The following is a 23491-nucleotide window of genomic DNA, read 5'->3' on the forward strand; positions in this document are numbered from 1 at the left end:
TATTGATAAACAGCCGAACATCTTTAGAAAGAGGCTTTAATTCCCATGTTGATTACCCTTGCCTGAGGATAGTACTGTCCGCTGGAATTGGTTGATTCAGGATCCCATACTTTTACTTTATCCAGCGTAGCCAGGTTAAGACCGTTCACATAAACCCGAACAGCATTTAGCCCAACCTTTTCTACCACTTTATTGGGCAGCGTATAACCTACTTCTACGTTTTTTAGCCTGATGTAATTATTGCTACGTAACCAATAAGTATTGTTTAAGGCATTATTGGTATCTGTGTAATAAGTTGCTCCCCGATTTGATAAACGTGGATCTACTGAACTAGGATTATCGATGCTCCAGCGGTTTTGATAAGACCAATCTAAAAAGTTACCAATATCACCCGATTCGGTAACACCTACAATCTGCATCCCGCCTGTAGCACCTTGAATTAACATCGATAAATCAAACCCTTTGTATTGAAGATTTAAATTAAAACCACCTGTAAATGTTGGTGTTCCATTTTGATCTAAACGGATTTTATCATCAGCATTGATTTTGCCATCACCATTAATGTCTTTAAACTTCATATCGCCAGGGCGAAGATTATTGGTTAAGGCACTATAATTTACAGTATTGGCGCTAATCTCGGCCTGATCTTTAAATACGCCGTCATAATCGTATACTAGCCAGGAGTTGGTTACCTTTCCGGTAGAACGCTGCCATTCTGGGGCGCCAGGTGTTTCATCCCAAAAAACGATTTTATTTTTAGCATAACCACCATTCACACTTACGCCGAAATTTAAATCGCCTACCTGGTCGTTATAACTTAATTTGAACTCGAAACCTTTATTATTTACCTTCCCCAGATTAACAGGTGGTAATTGATCCGTTATCCCAGAACTTTCCGGAACAGAACTGCCGCGACTGATTAAAATATTTGTTCTTTTATTGTAGAAATAATCAAATTCTAAGGCCAGTTTGTTATTTAAAAATGATGCATCTAAACCAACATTCATATTATTAGCCACTTCCCATCCAAAATCCAGGTTAGGGACTTTACCTTCAGACAAAGATTTCGTGATTACATCATTAAAAATATAACTGCCAAAGTTCATTAAACTCAGGTATTGATACTCTTGTAAAGCATCTCCAAAATAAGCTTCAGCACCCATCTGACCATAAGAAGCCCTTAATTTTAAGTTATTAACAAAGCTGACATTGTTTTTGAAGAAATCTTCTTCTGATAATCGCCAGCCGACTGATACACCTGGGAAAAAGCCAAAACGCCTGTTAGTTGGAAAGATATAGGAACCATCTACACGCCAAAGAAATTCGGCCAGGTATTTCTCTTTATAGTTGTAACCCGCCCGACCGAAATAACTAAGTCGTGCACGATTAAATAAGTTATTCGGATCACCTGGATTATTCCCAAGGCTCTGTTCGCGTTCATCTCCGCCCACCAACTGTTCTATTGCTGATGAGAGAAAGTATCTTCTAAATGCTGTAAAACCATCATTCGCAACTTCCTCTCTTGTTACACCAGCCATTAAACCAATCGTATGATCTCCTATTTTTTTATCGTAGTTGATCATTCCGGTTAAATTCGTGGCCAGCTGCCCACCCGCAGTTTCCCTAAGCCTTGGGTCGGTGTACTGTGAACGGATCGTACCTGTTAAAACAGGTGTTACACCATCTGCTTCAAAAGTCTTTTTATCCCAATCGTAAAGCGTCCAGGGCAATTGCCAGTTTTTCTGCCTGCCAGAATATTTATCAATAGCTGCCGTACCCGTTACTTTTAATCCATCAACACCCGGAATCCTAACTTCTACCTTACCTGTTGATTGGAAATAATCTCTAATATCTTTATTATATCCTGTTATATCAGTTGTTGATACCACGGGATTATAACCATATTCAATATCCCTGCCTGGCAATCCGTTTGGCCATTTAGCAATCTCTGTAGGCCTTCCACGCATTAAAAAGCGAAATATATCACCAGCAGCTACCGTTGAGAAATTCCGGCTCTCTTCTCTTGCCGTAACCCCAAGCGTTGCCGTGATGTATTTACTCAGTTTCGCCTCAAGGTTAAAACGCATATCGTATTGTTTATAACCCGTAGCAGAATTTTTATAGTAACCATCCTGATTTAAATAACCCAGCGAAACCAAATATTTTACATTTTCAGAACCGCCATTTATCTGTACGTTATGCCTTTGTTGTGGAGACCATTTTTGGAAAACGGTATCAAACCAATCCGTGTTTGGATAACGTAATGGATCAGATCCATCACCTAGTTTCCGAATTTCATCTGGCTTGTATGCCGCATTAATTGTCTTGCCGGCGGTTGATTGATAGGTGCCCGTAGATTTAAAGCTATTCCATGCAGCCGACCATTCGTTAGGATTTAGATCTGAACCAAAAATATTAAGTTCATTCAGAATTTCGGCATACTGAGTGGAATTAGCCATTTTAGGAATTCGCGTAGGCTGTTGTAAGCCATAGCTAAAATCGTAAGAAAACTGAGGTTTACCGGATTTACCCAACCTGGTGGTAACAAGAATTACCCCATTGGCAGCCTGCGAACCATAAATTGCTGCAGAGGCATCTTTCAACACCGAAACACTTTCAATATCGTTTGGATTGATTCGGTCTAGTCCTCCCGCACGGTTAGGAATTCCATCAATTACAATCAGGGCATTATTATTACCTAAGGAGTTTATACCGCGAATGCGGATAGTTGATCCATCATAACCTGGCTCTCCACTCCCTTGCAGTGCTGTAACCCCAGGTAAACGACCCGCCAGTGAATTTGATAAGTTTACAGAAGAAGACTTAGCCAGTTCGGTACCTTTAACCGCGGCTACTGCTCCAGAAACCACTGCTTTCTTTTGTGTTCCGTAACCCACTACAATCACTTCGGATAAGTTTTGGTTGTTTTCTAATAAACGAACCGTAAGATTAGTTTGATTCTTTACCGCCACTTCCTGATCGGTATAGCCTACGTAGCTAAATACCAGGGTGGCATCTTCGGGTACTTTAATACTAAATTTACCTGCACCATCTGTCACGGTAGCGGCGGTTCCACCTTTCAGCTTCACACTTACCCCCGGAACTGGGCCTTTTGCATCAGTAACAGCACCCCTTACTATGATATCAGCAAAAAGGTAACGACTAAGACCAAATGATAAATTCTTGTTTAAAGGCGCTTTAGCAGCGATACTGCTAACTGGAGAAAAAATGAGACAACTGCCACAAGCGAAAAAAATGCTTGATCTGGCAAAATCCCTCAACAGATTTTTTTTCATAGTTCTACAATTTATTTGGTTAGATATTGATTGTAATACACTTTAATACTTGTGGAAAATCCACAAATTTTGATCAGCTGCACTCCTATAAAGAAGACACCTGAATTAACCAACTAAAAGATCGCTATCTTAAGATAATCTATCGAATTTCAGTATTGCAAGCTTTTATATACTCGTTGTTATATGAGCTGTAGCACAAAAACTTAAATTTTCGAGATAAAATAATTGCTTAAATAGTTTGCGTAATCAGCGTTAGTGATTGCACTTTTATATTTGGTTACACGCAATATAAGAATACTTCAGTTTAAATTAAAGGGGCAAAATGATAATTTGGAGGGGGGTTACTCGTACAAAACCGAGCTTTGCAGAATTAATAATACGAAGTAAATTATTCTTGTAACGTTTAGAAAATACGTTTGTAGTAAGATTAATAATTTTACGAACTAACCAAGAGATTGGTTTTATGAAATTTTATCGAAAGAAATTCCGCGTTCCAACTTTTGCAGGTGTGCCTTTAACATTGCATTTTCAGGCTGCAATAATTGAGGATCTTTTTCAAATAGTTCAATTACCGTATTTCTGGCTTCTGATAAAATTGCCTGGTCAGTTGCTAAATCAGCAAGTTTCAATTCGAGCACACCGCTTTGTTGAGTACCCGTAATATCACCGGGGCCACGAAGCTGCAAATCAATCTCCGAAATTTCGAATCCATTGTTAGTACGCACCATAGTTTCCAATCGCACCTTCCCTTCCCTGCTAAGTTTATTACCACTCATCAAAATGCAAAAAGATTGCTCAGCCCCTCTTCCAACACGGCCGCGTAACTGGTGTAACTGAGAAAGTCCGAAACGTTCCGCATTTTCGATCACCATTACCGACGCATTTGGAACATTTACACCTACTTCAATTACTGTGGTAGCCACCATGATCTGGCTTTTACCATCAATAAACTGCTGCATTTCAAATTGCTTATCGGCATTTGGCATTTGCCCGTGCACAATACTAATCTGATAATCGGGCCGCGGAAACTGATAACTTAATTGTTCTACTCCTGCTTCCAGATGCAACAAATCTAATTTCTCGCTTTCTTTAATTAATGGATAAACAATGTAAACCTGGCGACCTTTTGCAATCTCTTGTTTCATAAAGCCAAACATTCTGAGACGCTGTCCTTCAAAAAGATGTTTAGTTTCTATAGGCTTTCTTCCGGCAGGGAGTTCATCAATCACAGAGACATCTAAATCGCCATATAAAGTCATGGCTAGCGTACGTGGTATTGGCGTAGCCGTCATCACTAAAATATGAGGAGGAATAATATTTTTACGCCAGAGTTTGGCGCGTTGCTCCACACCGAAACGGTGTTGTTCATCAATTACGACCAGACCAAGGTTTTTAAACTTCACTTTGTCTTCAATCAGTGCATGGGTTCCAATCAGAATATCAATCTCACCACTTTCCAGCTGCTCATGTAAAATGGTCCGGTCTTTCTTTTTCGTGCTTCCGGTGAGGATGGCTACTTTAACCAAGTCATCCGTTACCAATTCGGTGATAGATGCATAGTGTTGCCTGGCCAGAATTTCCGTTGGCGCCATCATACAAGCCTGATAGCCATTATCGTTGGCCAATAACATACTCATCAAGGCTACAGCAGTTTTACCGCTTCCCACATCACCTTGCACAAGCCGGTTCATCTGCACCGCCCGCTGCGTATCTATCCGGATTTCTTTCACTACTCTTTTCTGGGCGTTAGTCAATTCGAAGGGTAGAAACTCCTTGTAAAACCGATTGACCTTCTCACCAACTTTTTCAAAACTGGCGCCTTTAAATTTCAGCTGGCGTAGTTGCTTATTGTGCAATAACTGTAATTGAATAAAAAAAAGTTCTTCAAATTTTAAGCGCCTTTCTGCTGCATTTAAATCTTGCTGGTTTTTGGGGAAATGGATATTTAATAATGCTGTTTTCTTATCCGGCAACTGGTACTTATCAATAATATACTGCGGCAAGCTCTCTGGCACCTGTTGAATTACCTGATCAAGCAAGCCGGCTATTAGCCTTTGAATACCTTTAGAATCCAAGGTAAACTTCTTTAATTTTTCTGTAGAATTGTAAACGGGCTGTAGCGTTAAATTGCCCCTGCCTTGTGGCTTGTTCTGGTACAACTCCATTTCAGGATGCGAAATACTAAATGTACCATTAAAGAGTACAGGCTTACCAAAAGCTACGTAAGCCGTTCCAACAACAATATTTTCATCTACCCATTTTAAACTTTGAAACCAAACCAACTCCATGATTCCGGTTTCATCTTTAAAAACAGCTACGATGCGTTTTGCCCGTTTGTCGCCAATTACTTTTTTATTAATTACCCGTCCAACAATCTGAATGTATTGCGAATCGGGATTGATCTGATTAATCTTAAAGTACTTTGTACGGTCGATGTAGCGAAAAGGATAGTGCGCCAGCATATCTTGAAAAGTAAACAGACCTAAGTCTTTCTTCAAAACATCTGCACGACTTGGTCCTACGCCTTTAATAAACGCTATAGGTGTATCTAAAATCGAATTGAACAAGGCAACTATTGTTTTTTATAAACTAGATTTTTTAGCAATTGTGCGTTAAAAATAACGATAGAGAAGAGCAAAAGCAAATAAGCAAAGAGCTGATGAATATCTATTTTCTCTTTAAAATAGAAAAAGGCTACTGCAAATGCTACAATTGGATTCAGATAAATCAGAATACCAAGTGCCGAAGATGGCATCCCCAGGAGCGCATAAGAATTCAAAAATAGCGGTATAATGGTAAAAACAATTGCAATTAGAAAAATATGCGACCAGAAGAAGGGATCTACAGGGAAGGCATTAGCATGCGAAACGTAAAGCGGCAAAATCATTAATCCTGAAAGGATAAGTTGAACACCCAAAAAATTAAACTTATCTACTCCCTGAATCACCTTTAATACGATAACATAAATTGCATAAAATGATGCAATCAGAACGGCCCACAACACCTCATGTAGAGAACCAGTAGCCAATAGCAGAATACTAATAAAAGCTATTAAAAGAGCCACTATCTTAGTTTTAGTTAATTGTTCTTTTAAAATGAGAAAACCACACAACGCAGTAAGCAAAGGGCAAACCATATAAGCGAAAGCAGCAGCCTTTAAACTAACGCTATTTACGGCATAAATATAGGTAAACCAATTACCGGTTATTAAAAATGCTGACAGCAGGGTTAAGAGTGATATTTGTATTTTTTTGCTCTTGGATAATGAGGCTAAAAAAGTAAAATCGTTTCTCAGTGCGGTCCGCCTGAATAGAAGAATGGTCGTCCAAACCATTACAATGGAAACAAATATTCTATAGTAAAGGATTTCTTGTGGTAGAAAGCCTTTAATGTTACGCAAGGGAATAGACATTGTTCCCCAAATGATATAAGGAACAATGCCTGCGAGAAAGTATTTGGTCTTGCTGCTTGCCAATTTATGCTATAATGGCAATTACAGAAATTTCTACGTTTACATTTTTTGGCAATACAGATACCTGAACAGTTTCACGCGCAGGAAAATCTGCTGTAAAATACTGACCATAAATTTCATTCACCTGCGCAAAAGTACCCATATCACTTAAGAAAATTGTTGACTTCACTACGTGATCGAAAGTTAAGCCAGCTTCCAATAAAACAGCTTTCAGATTGCGCATTACCTGATGCGTCTCGTCTTCAATGTTGCTGATGTTTAATTCGCCATTTTCAGGGTTGATAGCTACCTGGCCCGATACGAATAAAAAGTTACCCGCTTTTACCGCCTGGCTATAGGGTCCGATTGGCGAAGGAGCACTTGTTGTATTAATAATTTCTTTCATAAGATTTTAAGTTTTATTTAGCAAGCCACTGAATGAGCTTATAGATAATACCAGCCAGAAAAATGGTAATCGCCAGTGCATTAATAAAATGCATAATTTTTATATTGATGTTATTTGGGCGATTTGGATCTTTTTTTCTAAAGAAGTACATGCTACAAACTTAGCTAAAAAAGCATAATGCAGAAATTAAAAGGCATAAAAAAAGTCCCGATTTGCATCGGGACTTTTTTTAAACTTTATATTGAAATACTAGTTTCTAGCAGTTTCAACACGACGGTTTTGGATACGACCTTCTTCAGTATCGTTAGAAGCAATTGGATTAGCTTCACCTAAACCTTTAGTAGCAACTTGACTAGCAGTTACGCCAGAGTTTACTAAGTAAGTTTTAACAGAATTTGCTCTGTCTTTAGATAATTTCATGTTATATGCAGCAGTACCTTCGCTTGAAGCGTAACCGTTTACAGTTACTTTACCACCGTTTTCACGTAACACTGAAGATAATTTATCTAAAGTAGGATATGATTCAGTTTTTAATACAGATGAGTTGAAATCAAAAGAGATTTTTTCGAAACCTGTTACGTTAGTGTTAGTAGAATCAGCTGTGAATTTTGGAAGTGGACATCCTGATCCATCAACAGCAGTACCTGCAGGAGTTCCTGGGCATTTGTCGAATTGATCAGCAACACCATCACCATCAGTATCTTTTTTCAAATCTTCAACAGATTTTTCAACGTTAGATACACGGTTTTTCAAAGCTTCAACTTCTTGACGTAAAGTTGGATCTTTTAACTCATCGTACATAGTAGCTAATGGGTTAGACCATTCTAAACTTGGTTTTGCAGAAGAACCTAAAGAGAATTCTAAACCAGCATAACCGTAAGAGAATTTATCTTTAGTAGTACCATTTGCATAAACTCCATCCAAGTTATCAGCATCAACAAAGTTCATAGTGTAACCTAAGTTGAAGTTAACACGCTCAGAAACTTTGAATTTAACACCAGCACCAACTGGAATATAGAATCCTTTTACGTAGTCTTTAGCTTCGTGTTTGTCACCAGCAGGGCCAGTAGCATTACCTTTCCAGTCAATAACTGTACCGTTTGCTTGAGTTACTTTTGGAGCATAAGCTAAATAACCAGCACCAGCAGTTAAGAAGAAACCTACAGAATTCTCACGACGTAAGAAATCGATAGAACCTAAGTTAACAACACCACGTAAATCTACAGCATATTGTAATTGAGTTTCGAAATCACGAGCAGTTGATGTTACTGGACCAGAAGTTGCATCATTTGAACCAGAAAGTTTACCACGTACACCAGCTAACTCTAATGAGAAAGAGTGACCTAATTGTTTACGGATGTTTAAACCGTAACCTAAGTTAACATCCCATTTGTTAAAATCATTGGTACCACCAATAGCAACAACTGGTGCTAATACACCACCGTTAACACCGATTGACCAAGTTCTGTACTGTCCTCTTCCACCAAATACCTTGGTTGAAGAAGTTGTTGCAGGAGCATCCTGAGCGACAGCAAGAGAAGCAACTCCTGTTAATGCCACTAAAGAAAGCGCAACACTTTTCTTTAAAGTAGAATAATTCATAATCTTTTTTCTTTTTTAAGGGTTAAACAATTTAATTGTATAATTTTTTGTAATCGCAAAATTAAACAAATTTTTAAATTTTCAAACATTTACACAAACTCCGTTCCAAACTTCGTCCGAAAAAGGGATTTTATTACATTTGATCCTCATATAATTATTAATGCATAAGTTATGAAATATCCTCAAATTGATCAATTACTTTTCACCTTAAATAGAAAAAACTTCACCAAGCAACTAAAAGACAACTCGTTAGCTATATTTAATGCTAGTGATGAATTTCCAAGAAGTGGTGATCAGAACTTTATCTTTAAGCAAAATCCAGATTTATTTTATTTATCAGGAATCGATCAGGAACAGACAATATTACTTTTATATCCGGATTGTCCTAACCCTTTGTATAGAGAAGTCCTGTTTTTAAGACAGACAAACGACTACATTAAGGTTTGGGAAGGTTATAAATATACAAAAGAGCAAGCAAAATCTGCATCAGGCATTACCAGTATCTATTGGTTAGAAGATTTCGATAATATTCTACACAGCATTGTTCATTATGCAGATCACATTTACCTGAATACAAATGAAAATGACCGGTATGCTCATTCCGTTCCTCATCGCGATTTAAGATTTATCGAACAGATGCGATCAAAGTATCCCTTGCATCAATATGAACGCGCTGCGCCTATCATGCGTAATTTAAGAGCTGTAAAATCAGAAGTCGAAATTTCCCTCACTAAAAAAGCGTGTGCCATTACCCGCGATGCTTTTATAAGGGTGTTGAAATTTACTAAACCAGGAATAAAAGAATATGAGATTGAGGCCGAAATTATTCACGAATTTATCCGCCAGGGCGGAACCGGCCATGCTTATACACCTATTATTGCTTCCGGCCACAATGCTAATATCCTTCATTATAACGATAACAACCAAACTTGTAACGCAGGAGATGTGATTCTTTTTGATTTTGGAGCAGAATATGCCAATTATAATGCAGACATGAGCCGGTCTATTCCTGTAAGCGGAAGATTTACTTCCAGACAAAAAGACGTTTATAATGCCGTTTTACAGGTAATGAAAGAAGCGACAAAACTTTTAGTTGCGGGTACAGTATGGAATACCTACCATGAAATTGTTGGCGAAATCATGACAGAACAATTAATCAACCTAAAGTTAATATCTGCAACTGATGTTAAAAACCAACATTCGGCCTACCCTGCCTATAAAAAGTACTTCATGCATGGTACTTCTCATCACTTAGGTATTGATGTACACGATTTTGCAGGCAGGTACACGCCTTTCGCTGAAGGAAACATTTTAACCGTTGAGCCTGGAATTTATATCCCTGACGAAGGTTTGGGCATTCGCCTGGAGAACAACATCCTGATTACGGCTAATGGAAATATCGATTTAATGGCAGATATTCCACTAGAGGCAGAAGAGATTGAAGATATTATGAATAGCTAGTTCTTAATAATACTTTACAGATTCATTTGTTAGAAATAATGGCTTTACTCCTTAAACAGGATAAAGCCATTTTCGTTTCGCGAATAATCAGGTTATTAAAACTGTTTGGTTAAGGATGGGTTATTTAAAGTAATAAACTTTTTTTAACGAAATAATTTAAGATATGGAAACCAGGAATAACCACGACCTAATCCAGGCGTTATTAGAATGTGCACTCGCTTGCGAACATTGTGCCTCATCATGTTTAAAAGAAGAAGATTTACAAATGATGATTGATTGCATTAGATTAGACAGGGATTGTGCAGACATTTGCACGCAGGCAGCCCGACTTCTACAAAGAGATTCAGTAATTAGTCGCCAGTATCTATTGCTTTGCGAAGAAATCTGCAGGCTTTGTGCAAAAGAATGCGGCCAACATGATCATGAGCATTGCAGACAATGTGCAATAGCTTGCGAAAAATGTGCAGATGCATGCCATGCGAACCACGAGCCAATTAAGCAAGACTAAAAAGCATAAAAAAAGATCCTGACGCTTATCAGGATCTTTTTTTATGCTTTTTAAATGTTAATTATTGTGCTGGAAAACTAAAGTTAAAAGCACCTTGTTCCGTTACACCCGACATATAAACCATGCCGTTTCTGGTTTGAGGTAAAGCTTTTTGAACATCAGCTACGCTATTTACTGGCTGTCCATTTACTTTAGTAACAATTAATCCTTTTTCTACCCCAATATTATCGAAAGCTTTTCCGGTAGTAACCGAGGTAACTACCACACCACTATTAATTCTTAATTTCGATTTTTGGGCAGGGGTTGCCGGGGTAAAAGTTGCACCAAGTTTAGAAACTTCTGCAGATTTAGTAGCAGCAGTATTAGCTTCCGGATTTATACTCGCTTCACCTTTTAAGGTTACCGTATAATCTTTTAGTGCACCATCTCTTAATACTGTTAATTTAACTTTATCGCCTGGGTTTAAACGACCAACCTTTTCCTGTAAATCAGGTGAATCGTTAATCACTACTCCATCCACTTTCTTAATTACATCACCAGATTTTAAACCTGCCGCTTCTGCCCCACCTTTGGCTACTACATCATTCACATATAACCCACTGATTTCGTTAGTTTTAATTCCTTCAGGTTTTTCGTCTCCACTTAAAGGCACAAAGCTAACGCCAATATAACCACGCTTTACTGAACCGTATTTCATAAAATCATCTACAATTTTACGGGCTAAGTTTACCGGGATAGCGAAGCCATAACCTTGGTTGTAGCCACTTTGAGATGCGATTGCAGAATTTATTCCAACCAATTCTCCATTTGCATTTACCAATGCACCACCACTGTTGCCAGGATTAATTGCCGCATCGGTTTGAATGAATGATTCGATACTGGTATTTGCCGGACGCTCTGGTCTTTTACCTGTTCGTTGATATTCTCTATATTCTTCTTCGGTAATCTCGTTTCCTTGTTGTTCACGACCGATAATTCCGATACTACGGTTTTTTGCACTTACGATTCCAGCGGTTACGGTAGTTTGCAAGTCTAGTGGAAAACCAACAGCTAACACCCATTCTCCCACTTGTACATTATCTGAGTTACCCATTTTAACTACTGGTAAGCCAGTAGCATTTACTTTAATTAAAGCTAAATCGGTATTTGGATCGCGACCAATTACTTTGGCTTCTACTTTACGTCGATCTGTTAATACTACTTCTACTTTTTCTGCATTTTCAACTACGTGATTATTGGTTACGATATAGCCATCCTGACTGATAATTACTCCAGATCCTGATGCTGCTCTTGGCTGACGTTGCATTTGGCGGCCGCCACCACCAAAGAAATCTTCCATCATATCGAAAGGAGAAGAACTTCCCTGGCTTCTACCTGATGCCGAATAGGTTGTTTTAATGTGAACCACGCCTGGTGCAACTGCCGCTGCTGCCTGCGTAAAATCTGTTGCGCCAGCCGATGTAACTTTAAGTGGATTATTTGCGAAATACAAATTCTGTTTTTCAGAAATTGTGGTTCCAGTTTGGTTACGCTCAAATAGTTTATAACCTCCAATTGCTGCTGCCCCACCTATAAAAGCAGCTAACACGGTAATTCCTAGTATTTTTTTCATGTGTTTATATATTGTTTTTTAATGGTCATGAAGCTATTAAAAGCCATTTTCTATTTTTCTAGTACAGCAGGCTTTTAATGGTTTCATGTGTTTATATATTGTTTTTTAATGGTCATGAAGCTATTAAATGCGACTATCGAATTTATTAAACGCCTTTAACGGTTTCAAATTTTTGTGTATTGTTTTTAATCCCCCTCAATTAATTACAAGTTCTTTTGCCGGCAAATTGTTTGATTCACTTGTAATGCGTCAGGTTCTTAAATTTGTAAAATTCGGCAGGAGCTTTTTATTTACTTTGTTTAAGCAGATTGCTCCAGCAGTTTCTTATCTGCTTAAATTTTCTTTCGTAAGTTTATTCAAATTTAATACCATATCAACGATATTTGCATAACTAAAGCATCTACGTCCGTGTTAAAAAATGTTAAATGAAGGAACACTAAAATGCTTAACATCTATTGTGATTTAAAGATTGCATAAAAAAATGAAGATTCAATGAAAACCAAATTCTATAAATACCAGGGCGCAGGAAATGATTTTATCTTAATAGACCACACTCATTCCATACTAGAAAATACTGATAAACAACATATTGAGCATCTTTGTCATAGGAGATTTGGCGTTGGTGCTGATGGATTAATGTTCGTGACCAAACATAAAGATTATGATTTCGAAATGCATTATTTTAATGCAGATGGCAAACTAGGCAGCATGTGCGGTAACGGTGGCAGATGTATCGTTGCATTTGCCAAACAACTTGGTATTATCGATAGAGAAACGAACTTTTTGGCAGTTGACGGACCGCATTATGCCAGAATTTCTGAAAATGGCGAATGGGTTGACCTTCAAATGATTGATGTAAGCAGTATTGATCGTGATGAGGAAGCCTACGTTTTAAATACAGGTTCGCCACATTACGTTGCCATACAAAATAACCTAAAAGATTTTGACGTATTTAATGAAGGCAAAAACATTCGCTATAATCAGACTTACAGTGCAAAAGGTATTAATGTAAATTTTGTAGAAGACAGAGGCGACCACCTTTTTGTACGCACGTATGAACGTGGTGTTGAAGATGAAACTTATGCCTGCGGCACGGGAGTAACTGCTGTGGCCATGGCAATGGCTAAACACAAAAACCAAAACGGACACATCAAAACAGATATTAAAGTTTTGGGCGGCGATATTAAAATTGAATTTGATTATGATGGATTAAATTTCACGAATGTATTTTTGTGCGGCCCCGCTAAATTAGTTTTCGAAGGTGAGGTAGATTAATCACAATTCATACTTTAATTCAAAGCTACTTCTAACCCTAAACATGAAGTGTGTAAATCATACACTAACGAAATAACTATTCGACCGAATTCGGCTACAATTCTTTGATCAAAATTTAATATTTGCTACATTTTAACACCAATTAACAATCTGTCTCAAGATCATTACACATAAAAAATACAATTATTTATTTCCCAAACCCCTCACAAATAAGCCGTTAATATCATTCCAATTCATTTTTAATATGAAAATAAATCAATCGATTGATTAAATGACAGAATTTGGACAGATTTATTTTTTTTTAGGCCCTATTTTTGGGCAGAAATCGAGAACTCAAAATCCTTTTGTGAAGACGATTTCAACCCGGAATTAATTTAAAACACACACGAATACTCCATGAGAAAAGTAACAACTCTCTTTGTTAGCATGAGCATTGGAATGCTTCTGGCATCCTGCGGAAATAACGACGATGCAAAAAAAGCGGCAGCAGCAGCGGCAGCTGGCCCACAAGCTTACCCGGTTTTTACCGTTAAATCGCAAACAACAGAATTAAATTCAGATTATCCTGCCACTATGGAGGGAATTCAAAATATTGATATCCGCCCTAAGGTTGATGGTTTTATTGAACGGATATTGGTTGATGAAGGTGCTTTGGTAAAGAAAGGTCAGTTACTTTTCACCATTATGGCACCCCAATATGAGCAGGAGGTTAGAACAGCTAAAGCCGCAATAAGTAGTGCAGAGGCTGATGTTAACTCAGCTCAACTTCAAGTCAACAAAACTAAACCCTTGGTTGAAAAAGACATTATTAGTAAATATGATTTAGATGCTGCCCAACTTACCTTACAAAGCAGGAAAGCAGCTTTAGCACAGGCAAGAGCAACACTGGCAAACGCTCAGGTAAATTTAGGTTACACTTCTATCACTAGTCCGGTAAATGGCGTGGTGGGTTCTATCCCCTTCAGACATGGAAGTTTGGTAAGCAGTTCTAGCACAGAGCCCTTAACAACTATAGCTAATACTTCTAAAGTTTATGCTTACTTTTCTCTAAATGAAAAACAGCTTTTAGATTTCTCTAAAACTTATAAAGGCAATACTTTGGCAAAGCAAATGGCTAACATTCCTGCTGTTAGTTTGGTATTGGCCGACGGAACTGTTTATGCCCAGAATGGAAAAATTGAATCAATTAACAGTCAGATTAACACCAATACCGGATCTGCAAGCCTAAGAGCAACTTTCCCCAATCCTATTTCTTTGTTAAAATCCGGCGGAAGTGCATCCGTAAGAATTCCACAAAAAGTTGAAAATGCCATTCTAGTTCCGCAAAAATCTACTATTGATTTGCAGGGTAAGAAATTTGTTTATGTTTTGGGTGATTCAGCTAAAATTGTAAGCACTGAAATTCAGGTAATGGATTTAGCAAAGGATAAATTTTATGTGGTAACTAAAGGATTAAAAGCAGGCGATAAAATTGTTCTGGAAGGTTTCCAATCTTTAAAAGATGGTGTTAAAATTAAACCAGAAGAGCAAAGTGCTGATTCAGTTTATGCAGAGATCAAACAATAATAATATAATCAGTGCAATCACACTTATTTCCAGTGTAATCAATATTAATTATGTTTAAAAAATTTATAGAAAGACCGGTTTTATCAACGGTAATATCCATTATCATCGTTATTCTCGGTGTTTTAGGTTTAGCCACTTTGCCGGTTTCACAATACCCAGAAATTGCGCCACCAACAGTGCAGGTTTCCACTTCATACCAGGGTGCAAATGCTGATGTGGTAATGAATAGCGTAGTTGTTCCGCTAGAAGAACAAATAAATGGTGTAGAAGATATGACTTACATGACTTCGACTGCTAGTAATGATGGAACAGCAACCATAACAATCAACTTTAAATTAGGAACCAATCCAGATTTAGCTGCGGTAAACGTTCAAAACAGGGTTGCCCGTGCAACCAGTTTATTGCCTGCAGAGGTAACCAGATCAGGAGTAATCACTGCTAAAAGACAAGCCAGTAACGTATTAATCTTTGGTCTTTATAGTGATGATCCATCTTATGATCAGAAGTTTTTACAGAATTATGCCAATATTAACATCATTCCACAAATTAAACGTATTAATGGTGTAGGTGATGCAAGTGCTTTCGGAACATTGGATTATACCATGCGTATATGGTTGAAACCAGATGTAATGGCAACTTATGGTCTTGTTCCAAGTGATGTAAATACAGCACTAGCAGATCAGAATGTGGAGGCTGCTCCAGGCCAATTTGGAGAGCAAGGTGATCAGGCCTTTCAATATACCTTGAAATATACCGGAAGATTAAAAGACGAAGCACAATTTTCCAATATCATTATCAAAACTGCTGATAACGGACAGATACTTCGGTTAAAAGATATCGCAAGAATTGAATTAGGTGCACAGAGTTACGCAAGTGCGGTAAGTTTTAATGGTAAACCAGCATTGGGTATCGCCATTAACCAAACTGCAGGATCTAATGCGAAGGAAGTTATTGAAAACTCTATTAAAACACTGGATGAAGCGCAAAAAACTTTTCCAAAAGGGATTCATTATTCCACTTTGGTAAACGTTAATGACTTCCTTGATGCATCGATAGAAAAGGTAATTCATACTTTGATCGAAGCTTTTATTCTGGTATTCTTGGTAGTATTCATTTTCTTACAAGATTTCCGTTCTACGCTGATTCCTGCAATTAGTGTTCCGGTGGCAATTATCGGTACCTTCTTTTTCTTAAGTCTGTTTGGTTTTACCATCAACTTGTTAACCTTATTTGCACTTGTACTTGCTATTGGTATTGTGGTGGATGATGCAATCGTAGTGGTAGAGGCTGTACATGCGAAACTGGACGAAGGTTATACCGATGCCAAAAAAGCTACAGTAGATGCAATGGACGATATTAGCGGCGCGATTATCTCGATCACACTGGTAATGGCTGCTGTATTTATCCCGGTAAGTTTTATCCAGGGATCTTCGGGTGTATTTTACAAACAGTTTGGTTTAACACTTGCGATCTCGATTATCTTATCAGCGATTAACGCATTAACATTAAGTCCGGCTTTGTGTGCTATATTTTTAAAACCACATGCTGATGATCATGGAAAAAAGAAAAATTTCTTAGAGCGTTTTTATGCTGCATTTAATACTTCTTTTGATGCGGTAACGAATAAATATAAAAAATCAGTTAGTTTCCTATCTCATAAAAAATGGATCGTTGGTTTAGGAATTTTGTTTTTCACAGGTCTTCTTGTTTGGACGATGAATACCACACCAAAAGGTTTCGTACCGAATGAGGATTTAGGAACCATCATGTCTGATATTTCTCTTCCTGCAGGTACATCACAAGAAGAAACAAATGTTATCATTGCCAAAATAGACAGTGTTGCTCACGGCATTCCAGAGATAAAAAATACCTTAAGAGTTGTTGGCCGAAGTTTAATTAGTGGTTCGGGGAGTTCTTACGGGATGGTAATTTCCAGATTAACACCATGGGATGAACGTAAAGGCCGCGATGTAAAAGTTATCATTGGCGAACTATTTGCCAAAACAGCAAATATTAAAGGCGCTAAAATTATTTTCTTTGCTCCGCCAACCATTCAGGGTTTCGGAACAAGTGGTGGTTTTGAATTCCAGTTACAAGATAAAACTGGTGGCGACATTAAAAAATTCAATGATATTGGCACTGGCTTTCTAGCAGCATTGAGTAAGAGACCAGAAATTCAATATGCTTCAACATCCTTCAACCCTAATTTCCCGCAATATCAAATTGATGTAAATGTGGCAAAGGTAAAACAGGCTGGCTTAACCGTTGCTGATGTTTTAGGTGTAATGCAAGGTTATTACGGTGGTGTTTATGCTTCCAACTTTAACAAGTTTGGTAAACAATTCAGGGTAATGTATCAGGCTGATGCCCAATATCGCGCAAATGAACAAACTTTAACCCAAATTTTCGTCCGTAACGGGAGCGGACAAATGGCGCCAGTTTCTGAGTTTATCACTTTAACTAAGGTATATGGTCCACAAGCCATTTCACGTTTTAACCTGTTTACTTCAATTTCAGTAACAGGTAATCCGAATCCTGGTTTTAGTTCTGGTGATGCCTTAAAAGCCGTACAAGAGGTTGCAGCAGAAACTTTACCAGCTGGTTATGGTTACGAATTCTCTGGTTTATCAAGAGAAGAAATAAGTGGAGGAAGTCAAACAGTGTTTATCTTCTTACTTTGTATCATCTTTGTTTATTTCTTGTTAGCTGCTCAATACGAAAGTTATATTTTACCATTGGCAGTGTTAATATCATTACCTATCGGTTTAGCTGGCGTATTTGTTTTCGATAAAATATTTGGTGTAGATAATAACATTTATACGCAAATTACACTTATCATGCTCGTTGGTCTCTTAGCCAAGAACGCTATTCTGATTGTTGAGTATGCAGTTGATAGAAGGCGAAAAGGAATGAGTATTGTTAATGCTGCAATTGACGGGGCTACAGCTCGTTTGCGTCCGATTTTAATGACATCTTTTGCGTTTATTTTAGGTTTATTGCCTTTAATGTTATCATCTGGTGTTGGAGCTGCAGGTAATACCTCAATTGGTACCGGTGCAGTAGGTGGTATGTTAATCGGAACATTGTTTGGTGTTTTTGTAATCCCTGCCTTGTTCATCGTTTTTCAAAGTTTACAGGAGAGAATCAGTGGTAAATCTCCTTTCGAAGAGGGAATTGAAAAAGAGCAAACACCAGAAGAATATGAATTGGCAATCAGTCAGAAGAAACATTAATTTTTTAAGAAAATATGAAACTCAGATATAAGTATTCCATTTTAATCGGCTTTACCATATTAACCTTAAGCGCTTGTGTGACTAAAAAATACGAACGCCCGCAGGTTAAAAGTGAAGGGTTATACCGGGATAAAAACACAACAGATACAACTACCATGGCAGATTTGCCATGGAAAACTTTATTCTCTGATACCACTTTGCAGTCGTTAATTCAGCAAGGAATAAATCAAAATTTAGATTTAAAACAAGCGATTGAACGGATTAAAATTTCTGAGGCGACTTTAAGACAAAGCCGTGCAGCGTTTTTACCAAGCTTACAGGCAGACGTTTCGGTTACAGATGCCAAACAAGCTGCGGCTGCATTAAACTTTCCGGCGGGAATTAACATTAACTTAGAAACCCAAACTTATAGGGCGCAATTAAGTACGGCATGGGAAGCAGATATTTGGGGAAAATTAAGCAGCGCAAAGCGATCTGCATTTGCCACTTTATTACAAAGCGATGCCGCTAAACGTGCAGTTCAAACCCAATTAATTGCCACCATTGCTAATAGTTACTACACCTTACTGGCTTTGGATAAACAGCTTGCTATTACCGAACAGACGATCAAAATCAGAAGGCAGGATGTAGAAACCATGAAAGCGCTGAAGGAAGGAGCTGTGGTTAATGGAGCTGCTGTAGTTCAGAGTGAGGCAAATTTATACGCCGCTGAAGTAACACTTCCTGATTTGAAAAGAAGTATTAAAGAAGCAGAAAATGCATTAAACATTGCATTGGCACAAGCACCGGGAACAGTTAACCGTACTACTTTAGATCAGCAAGTGGCATTTTCAAATTTACAAACAGGCGTTTCTGCTCAGTTATTACAAAACCGTCCGGATGTTATTGCAGCTGAATTTGGTTTCCGTGCAGCATTTGAAAACACCAATGTGGCTAAAACATATTTCTATCCTGCTTTAACTTTAACTGCCGCTGGCGGTTTAACCAGTTTGCAACTCAATAACTTTTTCGACAATTCAATTTTTTATAATTTAGTTGGTGGATTAACACAACCAATTTTTGCTAAAGGAGCGAACAAAGCTCGCTTAACTACGGCTCAGGCTAATCAACAAATTGCATTTTATACTTTCCAGCAAACGCTTTTAACGGGCGGACAAGAAGTATCGAACGCTTTATATGCCTACCAAACTGCAGAAGAAAAGGAAGCAACCAGAGCAAAACAAATCGCATCGTTAACCAAAGCTGTAGATTTTACTAAAGAATTATTACGCTATAGCTCAGCAACAAATTATACTGATGTGTTAACTTCAGAACAAAGTTTATTAACTGCTCAATTGAATGGGATTAATGATAGATTACAAAAGCTACAATCGGTTGTTAATTTATACCGTGCTTTAGGCGGTGGCTGGAAATAATCCATTTCCTTGACTAAACAAAAAAAGCATCATGAAAATCCATGATGCTTTTTTTGTTTAATGCACATTTTATTACTTGTACATGCCCTTGTTATCAATAAAGCTGATCACTTTATCTGGAAGGAAAAACTGTACATTTTTATTTTCTTTTATAGATTTACGAATAAAGGTGGATGAAATCTCCATTAGCGGGGTGTCGGTAAAAATGATAGATGGATGATCCTTCCATTCACTTACCTCAGCGCCTGGCCGCGGATAAACATAAATCTGATAGTCTTTCAACAGCACTTCATAATTTTTCCACTTTTTAAAAGAAACAAGGTTATCAGCCCCCATTATCAATACAAATTGCTTAGAGGGAAATTTTTCGTGCAGATGAGTTAAAGTATCTATAGTGTAAGACGGTTTGGGTAAAGTAAATTCAATATCACTAACACGTATGTGCTCTGTATTTTCGGTAGCCAGGTTAGCCATTTCCAATCGATCATACATATTGGCTAGTCCACTTTTCTCCTTTAAAGGATTATGAGGAGAAACCACCAGCCACACCTCATCAAGTTCGGTATGATTGGCCATATAATTGGCTATCACTAAATGTCCGGTATGGATTGGGTTGTAAGAACCGAAGAAAAGACCAGTTTTCATAGATTTACCAGAAAATATTGACTCCATATAGTTTGAAGTTTTGATCTTTCGTTAATATTGTTAGTTCCTCAGAAATGCCCTGAGCAATTATAATTCTATCGAATGGATCCCGATGATGAAATTCTAACTTGTTCAACGTTAAAATATTTTCAAATGTTATTGGTAAAATCTCAATTTGATTTTCTTCTAAAAATTCTACTATTTTATCAAAGCTTGAAACAATTGAAAGTTTGTTAAGCTTGGCTTTAATGGCTATTTCCCAAATACTTGCAATGCTTATAAAGCATTGGTTATCTAGGTTTCTGATTTTGTCAATTACTTTATCCGGCAAAGACGTATCGCCATTGATAAACCAAATGAAAGTATGAGTATCTAAAAGAAATGGCATTCTACATGTATTCTTTGAAATCCTCTAAAGGCTCATCAAAATCATCGGCCATTTTAAAAAAACCTTTAGCGTAGCCAAATTGTCTTTCTTTATTTTTTTTTTCTACAGTAGACTTTTTCTTTAAAGAGGCAATAAATTCAGAAACCTGCTTCTTCATTTCTAAAGGCAAGGATGATATCTGACTATATAATTGGAAATCACTCATCATATAAAGATAACGATTTTGTCCATTCTAAAAAACTTACTTTTCCAAAAATTCTTGAACCAATCGCTCTGCTTCTGCACAGGCCGTGGCTAAATCAAAGTTTTTTAAGATTACATCAAATTTATCAGCATAAAGCAACTCTTTCTCGGCTTTGATAAAACGTTCCTGAAGTTTTTCCTGACTATCTGTTCCTCTACCACTTAAGCGTTCCTTTAAAACCTCTAAAGATGGTGGCTGAACAAAAATAGCCAAAGCATCTTCTTCATATTTCCTTTTTAAACGAATTCCGCCCTCTACATCAATATCAAAAATAACGTGCTGGTTATTTTCCCAAATGCGTTCAATTTCCGAACGCAAAGTGCCATAAAAAGTTCCGTTATATACTTCTTCAAATTCTACGAATTCCTGATGTGCAACTTTATGTAAAAATTCTTCTTTGGTAATGAAATAATAATCATTTTCATGGGTTTCATCGCCCCTTGATTCCCTCGTTGTAGCTGAAATTGAAAAACTCAATTGCGGAAATTTCTTCAACAGATGATGTACAATTGTTGTTTTACCTGCTCCCGATGGCGCTGAAAATATGATTAATTTACCTTGTTTCATTTTGTTAAGCTTAAAGACTAAAACAAAAAGCCCAAAGCTCTAATCTTTGGAACTTTTTGCTTTGAGCTTTTTATAGTACGTTCAGTAATTGTTCTTTAATTTTTTCTAATTCTTCTTTCATGCCTACTACAAACTGCTGCATTTGCGCATCGTTTGCCTTAGCACCCATAGTATTGATCTCCCGACCAATTTCCTGAGAAATGAAACCTAATTTCTTGCCATTAGCTTCTTTGCTGGCCAGGGTTTGGAGAAAATAATCACAGTGACTTTTCAATCTCGTTTTTTCCTCTGTGATGTCTATTTTATCAATATAATAGATCAGTTCCTGTTCAAAACGGTTTTGATCGATATTTACCTTGCCTACAGCATCGTCTAAAAACTGTGCAAATTTATCTCTAATGGCAGTAATTCTTCTAGGCTCTAATTCTTCAACAGATTTAAAATAACCTAAAATATTAGTAATTCTGAGCTCTAGATCTGCTTTCAAAACAGCACCTTCATCAGCCCTGAAATTATTGAAATTGCCTAAAGCCGAAGTGAATAGTTGATATAAATGGTTCCATTCATCTTCACTTACACTCTCTTCTTTGTAAGAAATTACATCAGGAAAAGTTAAAGCGGTTTGCAAAAGGTTAGTACTGTTTGCGCCTAATTCCGTGTTAACAGCAATTAATTGATTGTAGTAATGACTTAATAAAGCTGCATTTATAGTGGCACCTGTAACCTCGCCATTGGCGCGTTCTATATTAATGCTTAAACTTACTTTTCCGCGTTCGATGTCTTTACTACATACATTACGCAGAATCAATTCTTTATCAGAAAAAGCTTTTGGATATTTTAAGTTTAGCTCAAGGAATTTGCTATTGAGCGATTTGATTTCGACACTATATTTTGCATTAGCATAATCGGCTGTTGCTAAGCCGTATCCTGTCATGGATTTTATCATGCGCAAAGATAGAAAAATTACTTTAGAGTTTGCAGATGCACTTTTAGGTTTAAGATTTATTAAAAATAGTCTCCAATAAAAAATACACCTACACCTTAACGTTATTTAACAACTGGAAAGATGAACAATTATTAATTTTACCTAAAATGCCTTCAAAAGATGAAAACACAGTTAGCGGTCTTATCTATCTTGTTTTTTCTGCTTACGATTGGAAAAAGCAGCGCACAGAATATTGCCGCAAAGGGTGTTATTTTAGAAAAAGGAACATCGATCCGCATCGCACTGGCCTTGGTAACCGATACCAATAATCATGTTACCGTTGGCAGCAATGATATGGGGTTTTTCCAGATAAAGGCGAAAGTTGGTGATACTTTATGGTTTTTTAAACGGCATTTTCAAGATCAATTTGCTGTTGTCTCCAGCGAAAGAGATATGGTGATTAACCTGATCAGAGCCGACATGATTTTAGAAGACGTAATAATTAAGGCCGAAAACAAACAAGAAAACTTATTAGCTGTTAGACTAGAACACCGTAAGAAAACTTACTTTTACGGCAAGAAGAGAAATCCACTTCATTATTTCCGTTATCCAATTGCAGGAATAATGGAGCTTTTTGGATCAGAAAGAAGAAATGCAAAACGTTTTGATCGGCATTTAGATGAAGAAGAGCAGGAGGTGGAGGTAGACAGGCTCTTTAATCTAAGTCTGGTTAAGGCACATACCAACCTAACGGGAAAAGCGTTAGAGAAATTTATGGTGGACTTTAGGCCAAAACATGAGCAAATAAAAAATTGGAATACCTATGATGCAGCTGGTTATATTAGAAAATCGGCTACTTTTTACCTTGATACCTTAAAACGTGAATAATATAAATTT

19 protein-coding genes are annotated in these 23491 nt (G+C 37.4%); 7 read left to right on the plus strand and 12 right to left on the minus strand.

Going from position 1 to position 23491, the window contains the following annotated elements; all coding sequences use genetic code 11:
• Positions 1 to 23: 23 nt before the first annotated feature.
• From SOM16_RS02475 to SOM16_RS02500, 6 genes are all read right to left on the minus strand, one after another.
• Positions 24 to 3296, minus strand: coding sequence for a TonB-dependent receptor (locus SOM16_RS02475; RefSeq protein WP_320462402.1), 3273 nt, complete (start codon positions 3294 to 3296; stop codon positions 24 to 26).
• Between the two features lie 461 nt (positions 3297 to 3757).
• On the minus strand, positions 3758 to 5863 hold the full coding sequence (gene recG, locus SOM16_RS02480) for an ATP-dependent DNA helicase RecG (RefSeq protein WP_320462403.1): 2106 nt from the start codon (positions 5861 to 5863) through the stop codon (positions 3758 to 3760).
• Between the two features lie 5 nt (positions 5864 to 5868).
• Positions 5869 to 6771: an EamA family transporter gene (locus SOM16_RS02485; RefSeq protein WP_320462404.1), complete on the minus strand. Its 903-nt coding sequence runs from the start codon at positions 6769 to 6771 to the stop codon at positions 5869 to 5871.
• A 1-nt stretch (position 6772) separates the two neighbouring features.
• A complete protein-coding gene (locus SOM16_RS02490; RefSeq protein ID WP_320462405.1) occupies positions 6773 to 7153 on the minus strand; it encodes a RidA family protein in 381 nt (126 codons plus the stop codon).
• A 13-nt stretch (positions 7154 to 7166) separates the two neighbouring features.
• Positions 7167 to 7304, minus strand: a complete 138-nt coding sequence (locus tag SOM16_RS02495) for a DUF6728 family protein (protein WP_320462406.1) — start codon at positions 7302 to 7304, stop codon at positions 7167 to 7169.
• A 98-nt stretch (positions 7305 to 7402) separates the two neighbouring features.
• Positions 7403 to 8755: an OmpA family protein gene (locus SOM16_RS02500; RefSeq protein ID WP_320462407.1), complete on the minus strand. Its 1353-nt coding sequence runs from the start codon at positions 8753 to 8755 to the stop codon at positions 7403 to 7405.
• 171 nt (positions 8756 to 8926) lie between these two features.
• Here SOM16_RS02500 and SOM16_RS02505 point away from each other — a divergent pair, with 171 nt between their 5' ends.
• Both SOM16_RS02505 and SOM16_RS02510 read left to right on the plus strand, forming a co-directional pair.
• On the plus strand, positions 8927 to 10216 hold the full coding sequence (locus SOM16_RS02505; protein WP_320462408.1) for an aminopeptidase P family protein: 1290 nt from the start codon (positions 8927 to 8929) through the stop codon (positions 10214 to 10216).
• Positions 10217 to 10379: 163 nt separating this feature from the next.
• Complete coding sequence (locus SOM16_RS02510) at positions 10380 to 10724, plus strand: four-helix bundle copper-binding protein (protein WP_320462409.1); 345 nt, start codon at positions 10380 to 10382, stop codon at positions 10722 to 10724.
• Between the two features lie 61 nt (positions 10725 to 10785).
• On the opposite strand, the gene SOM16_RS02515 is transcribed toward SOM16_RS02510, so the two are convergent.
• Positions 10786 to 12336: a trypsin-like peptidase domain-containing protein gene (locus SOM16_RS02515; protein ID WP_320462410.1), complete on the minus strand. Its 1551-nt coding sequence runs from the start codon at positions 12334 to 12336 to the stop codon at positions 10786 to 10788.
• Positions 12337 to 12828: 492 nt separating this feature from the next.
• Between SOM16_RS02515 and dapF the strand changes: the two genes are divergently transcribed.
• From dapF to SOM16_RS02535, 4 genes are all read left to right on the plus strand, one after another.
• Positions 12829 to 13611 carry a diaminopimelate epimerase gene (gene dapF, locus SOM16_RS02520; protein WP_320462411.1) on the plus strand — a complete coding sequence of 261 codons (783 nt, stop codon included), beginning with the start codon at positions 12829 to 12831 and terminating at the stop codon, positions 13609 to 13611.
• 396 nt (positions 13612 to 14007) lie between these two features.
• Positions 14008 to 15177 carry an efflux RND transporter periplasmic adaptor subunit gene (locus SOM16_RS02525; RefSeq protein WP_320462412.1) on the plus strand — a complete coding sequence of 390 codons (1170 nt, stop codon included), beginning with the start codon at positions 14008 to 14010 and terminating at the stop codon, positions 15175 to 15177.
• Between the two features lie 50 nt (positions 15178 to 15227).
• Positions 15228 to 18410 carry an efflux RND transporter permease subunit gene (locus SOM16_RS02530; protein WP_320462413.1) on the plus strand — a complete coding sequence of 1061 codons (3183 nt, stop codon included), beginning with the start codon at positions 15228 to 15230 and terminating at the stop codon, positions 18408 to 18410.
• A 14-nt stretch (positions 18411 to 18424) separates the two neighbouring features.
• On the plus strand, positions 18425 to 19825 hold the full coding sequence (locus SOM16_RS02535; RefSeq protein WP_320462414.1) for an efflux transporter outer membrane subunit: 1401 nt from the start codon (positions 18425 to 18427) through the stop codon (positions 19823 to 19825).
• 72 nt (positions 19826 to 19897) lie between these two features.
• Here SOM16_RS02535 and nadD read toward each other — a convergent pair whose 3' ends face one another.
• The 5 genes from nadD to SOM16_RS02560 form a co-directional block, all read right to left on the minus strand.
• Positions 19898 to 20470, minus strand: coding sequence for a nicotinate (nicotinamide) nucleotide adenylyltransferase (nadD, locus tag SOM16_RS02540; RefSeq protein WP_320462671.1), 573 nt, complete (start codon positions 20468 to 20470; stop codon positions 19898 to 19900).
• 4 nt (positions 20471 to 20474) lie between these two features.
• Positions 20475 to 20858 carry a type II toxin-antitoxin system VapC family toxin gene (locus SOM16_RS02545; protein WP_320462415.1) on the minus strand — a complete coding sequence of 128 codons (384 nt, stop codon included), beginning with the start codon at positions 20856 to 20858 and terminating at the stop codon, positions 20475 to 20477.
• A gap of 1 nt (position 20859) precedes the next feature.
• On the minus strand, positions 20860 to 21066 hold the full coding sequence (locus SOM16_RS02550; RefSeq protein ID WP_320462416.1) for a type II toxin-antitoxin system VapB family antitoxin: 207 nt from the start codon (positions 21064 to 21066) through the stop codon (positions 20860 to 20862).
• 33 nt (positions 21067 to 21099) lie between these two features.
• On the minus strand, positions 21100 to 21669 hold the full coding sequence (gmk, locus tag SOM16_RS02555; RefSeq protein WP_320462417.1) for a guanylate kinase: 570 nt from the start codon (positions 21667 to 21669) through the stop codon (positions 21100 to 21102).
• Positions 21670 to 21739: 70 nt separating this feature from the next.
• Entirely contained in the window at positions 21740 to 22603 is an 864-nt protein-coding gene (locus tag SOM16_RS02560) for a YicC/YloC family endoribonuclease (protein WP_320462418.1), read from the minus strand.
• A 171-nt stretch (positions 22604 to 22774) separates the two neighbouring features.
• On the opposite strand from SOM16_RS02560, the gene SOM16_RS02565 reads away from it, so the two are divergent.
• A complete protein-coding gene (locus SOM16_RS02565; RefSeq protein WP_320462419.1) occupies positions 22775 to 23482 on the plus strand; it encodes a hypothetical protein in 708 nt (235 codons plus the stop codon).
• Positions 23483 to 23491: the final 9 nt, after the last annotated feature.

This window comes from Pedobacter sp. CFBP9032 (assembly GCF_034045265.1).
GTDB lineage: Bacteria > Bacteroidota > Bacteroidia > Sphingobacteriales > Sphingobacteriaceae > Pedobacter.

What these genes read in the sequence shown, in the direction of transcription:
- SOM16_RS02475 (WP_320462402.1), bottom strand. Translation starts at nt 3,296, where the DNA reads ATGAAAAAAAATCTGTTGAGGGATTTTGCCAGATCAAGCATTTTTTTC.
- SOM16_RS02490 (WP_320462405.1), bottom strand. Translation starts at nt 7,153, where the DNA reads ATGAAAGAAATTATTAATACAACAAGTGCTCCTTCGCCAATCGGACCC.
- SOM16_RS02495 (WP_320462406.1), bottom strand. Translation starts at nt 7,304, where the DNA reads ATGTACTTCTTTAGAAAAAAAGATCCAAATCGCCCAAATAACATCAAT.
- SOM16_RS02500 (WP_320462407.1), bottom strand. Translation starts at nt 8,755, where the DNA reads ATGAATTATTCTACTTTAAAGAAAAGTGTTGCGCTTTCTTTAGTGGCA.
- SOM16_RS02505 (WP_320462408.1), top strand. Translation starts at nt 8,927, where the DNA reads ATGAAATATCCTCAAATTGATCAATTACTTTTCACCTTAAATAGAAAA.
- SOM16_RS02510 (WP_320462409.1), top strand. Translation starts at nt 10,380, where the DNA reads ATGGAAACCAGGAATAACCACGACCTAATCCAGGCGTTATTAGAATGT.
- SOM16_RS02515 (WP_320462410.1), bottom strand. Translation starts at nt 12,336, where the DNA reads ATGAAAAAAATACTAGGAATTACCGTGTTAGCTGCTTTTATAGGTGGG.
- dapF (WP_320462411.1), top strand. Translation starts at nt 12,829, where the DNA reads ATGAAAACCAAATTCTATAAATACCAGGGCGCAGGAAATGATTTTATC.
- SOM16_RS02525 (WP_320462412.1), top strand. Translation starts at nt 14,008, where the DNA reads ATGAGAAAAGTAACAACTCTCTTTGTTAGCATGAGCATTGGAATGCTT.
- SOM16_RS02530 (WP_320462413.1), top strand. Translation starts at nt 15,228, where the DNA reads ATGTTTAAAAAATTTATAGAAAGACCGGTTTTATCAACGGTAATATCC.
- SOM16_RS02535 (WP_320462414.1), top strand. Translation starts at nt 18,425, where the DNA reads ATGAAACTCAGATATAAGTATTCCATTTTAATCGGCTTTACCATATTA.
- nadD (WP_320462671.1), bottom strand. Translation starts at nt 20,470, where the DNA reads ATGAAAACTGGTCTTTTCTTCGGTTCTTACAACCCAATCCATACCGGA.
- SOM16_RS02545 (WP_320462415.1), bottom strand. Translation starts at nt 20,858, where the DNA reads ATGCCATTTCTTTTAGATACTCATACTTTCATTTGGTTTATCAATGGC.
- SOM16_RS02550 (WP_320462416.1), bottom strand. Translation starts at nt 21,066, where the DNA reads ATGATGAGTGATTTCCAATTATATAGTCAGATATCATCCTTGCCTTTA.
- gmk (WP_320462417.1), bottom strand. Translation starts at nt 21,669, where the DNA reads ATGAAACAAGGTAAATTAATCATATTTTCAGCGCCATCGGGAGCAGGT.
- SOM16_RS02560 (WP_320462418.1), bottom strand. Translation starts at nt 22,603, where the DNA reads ATGACAGGATACGGCTTAGCAACAGCCGATTATGCTAATGCAAAATAT.
- SOM16_RS02565 (WP_320462419.1), top strand. Translation starts at nt 22,775, where the DNA reads ATGAAAACACAGTTAGCGGTCTTATCTATCTTGTTTTTTCTGCTTACG.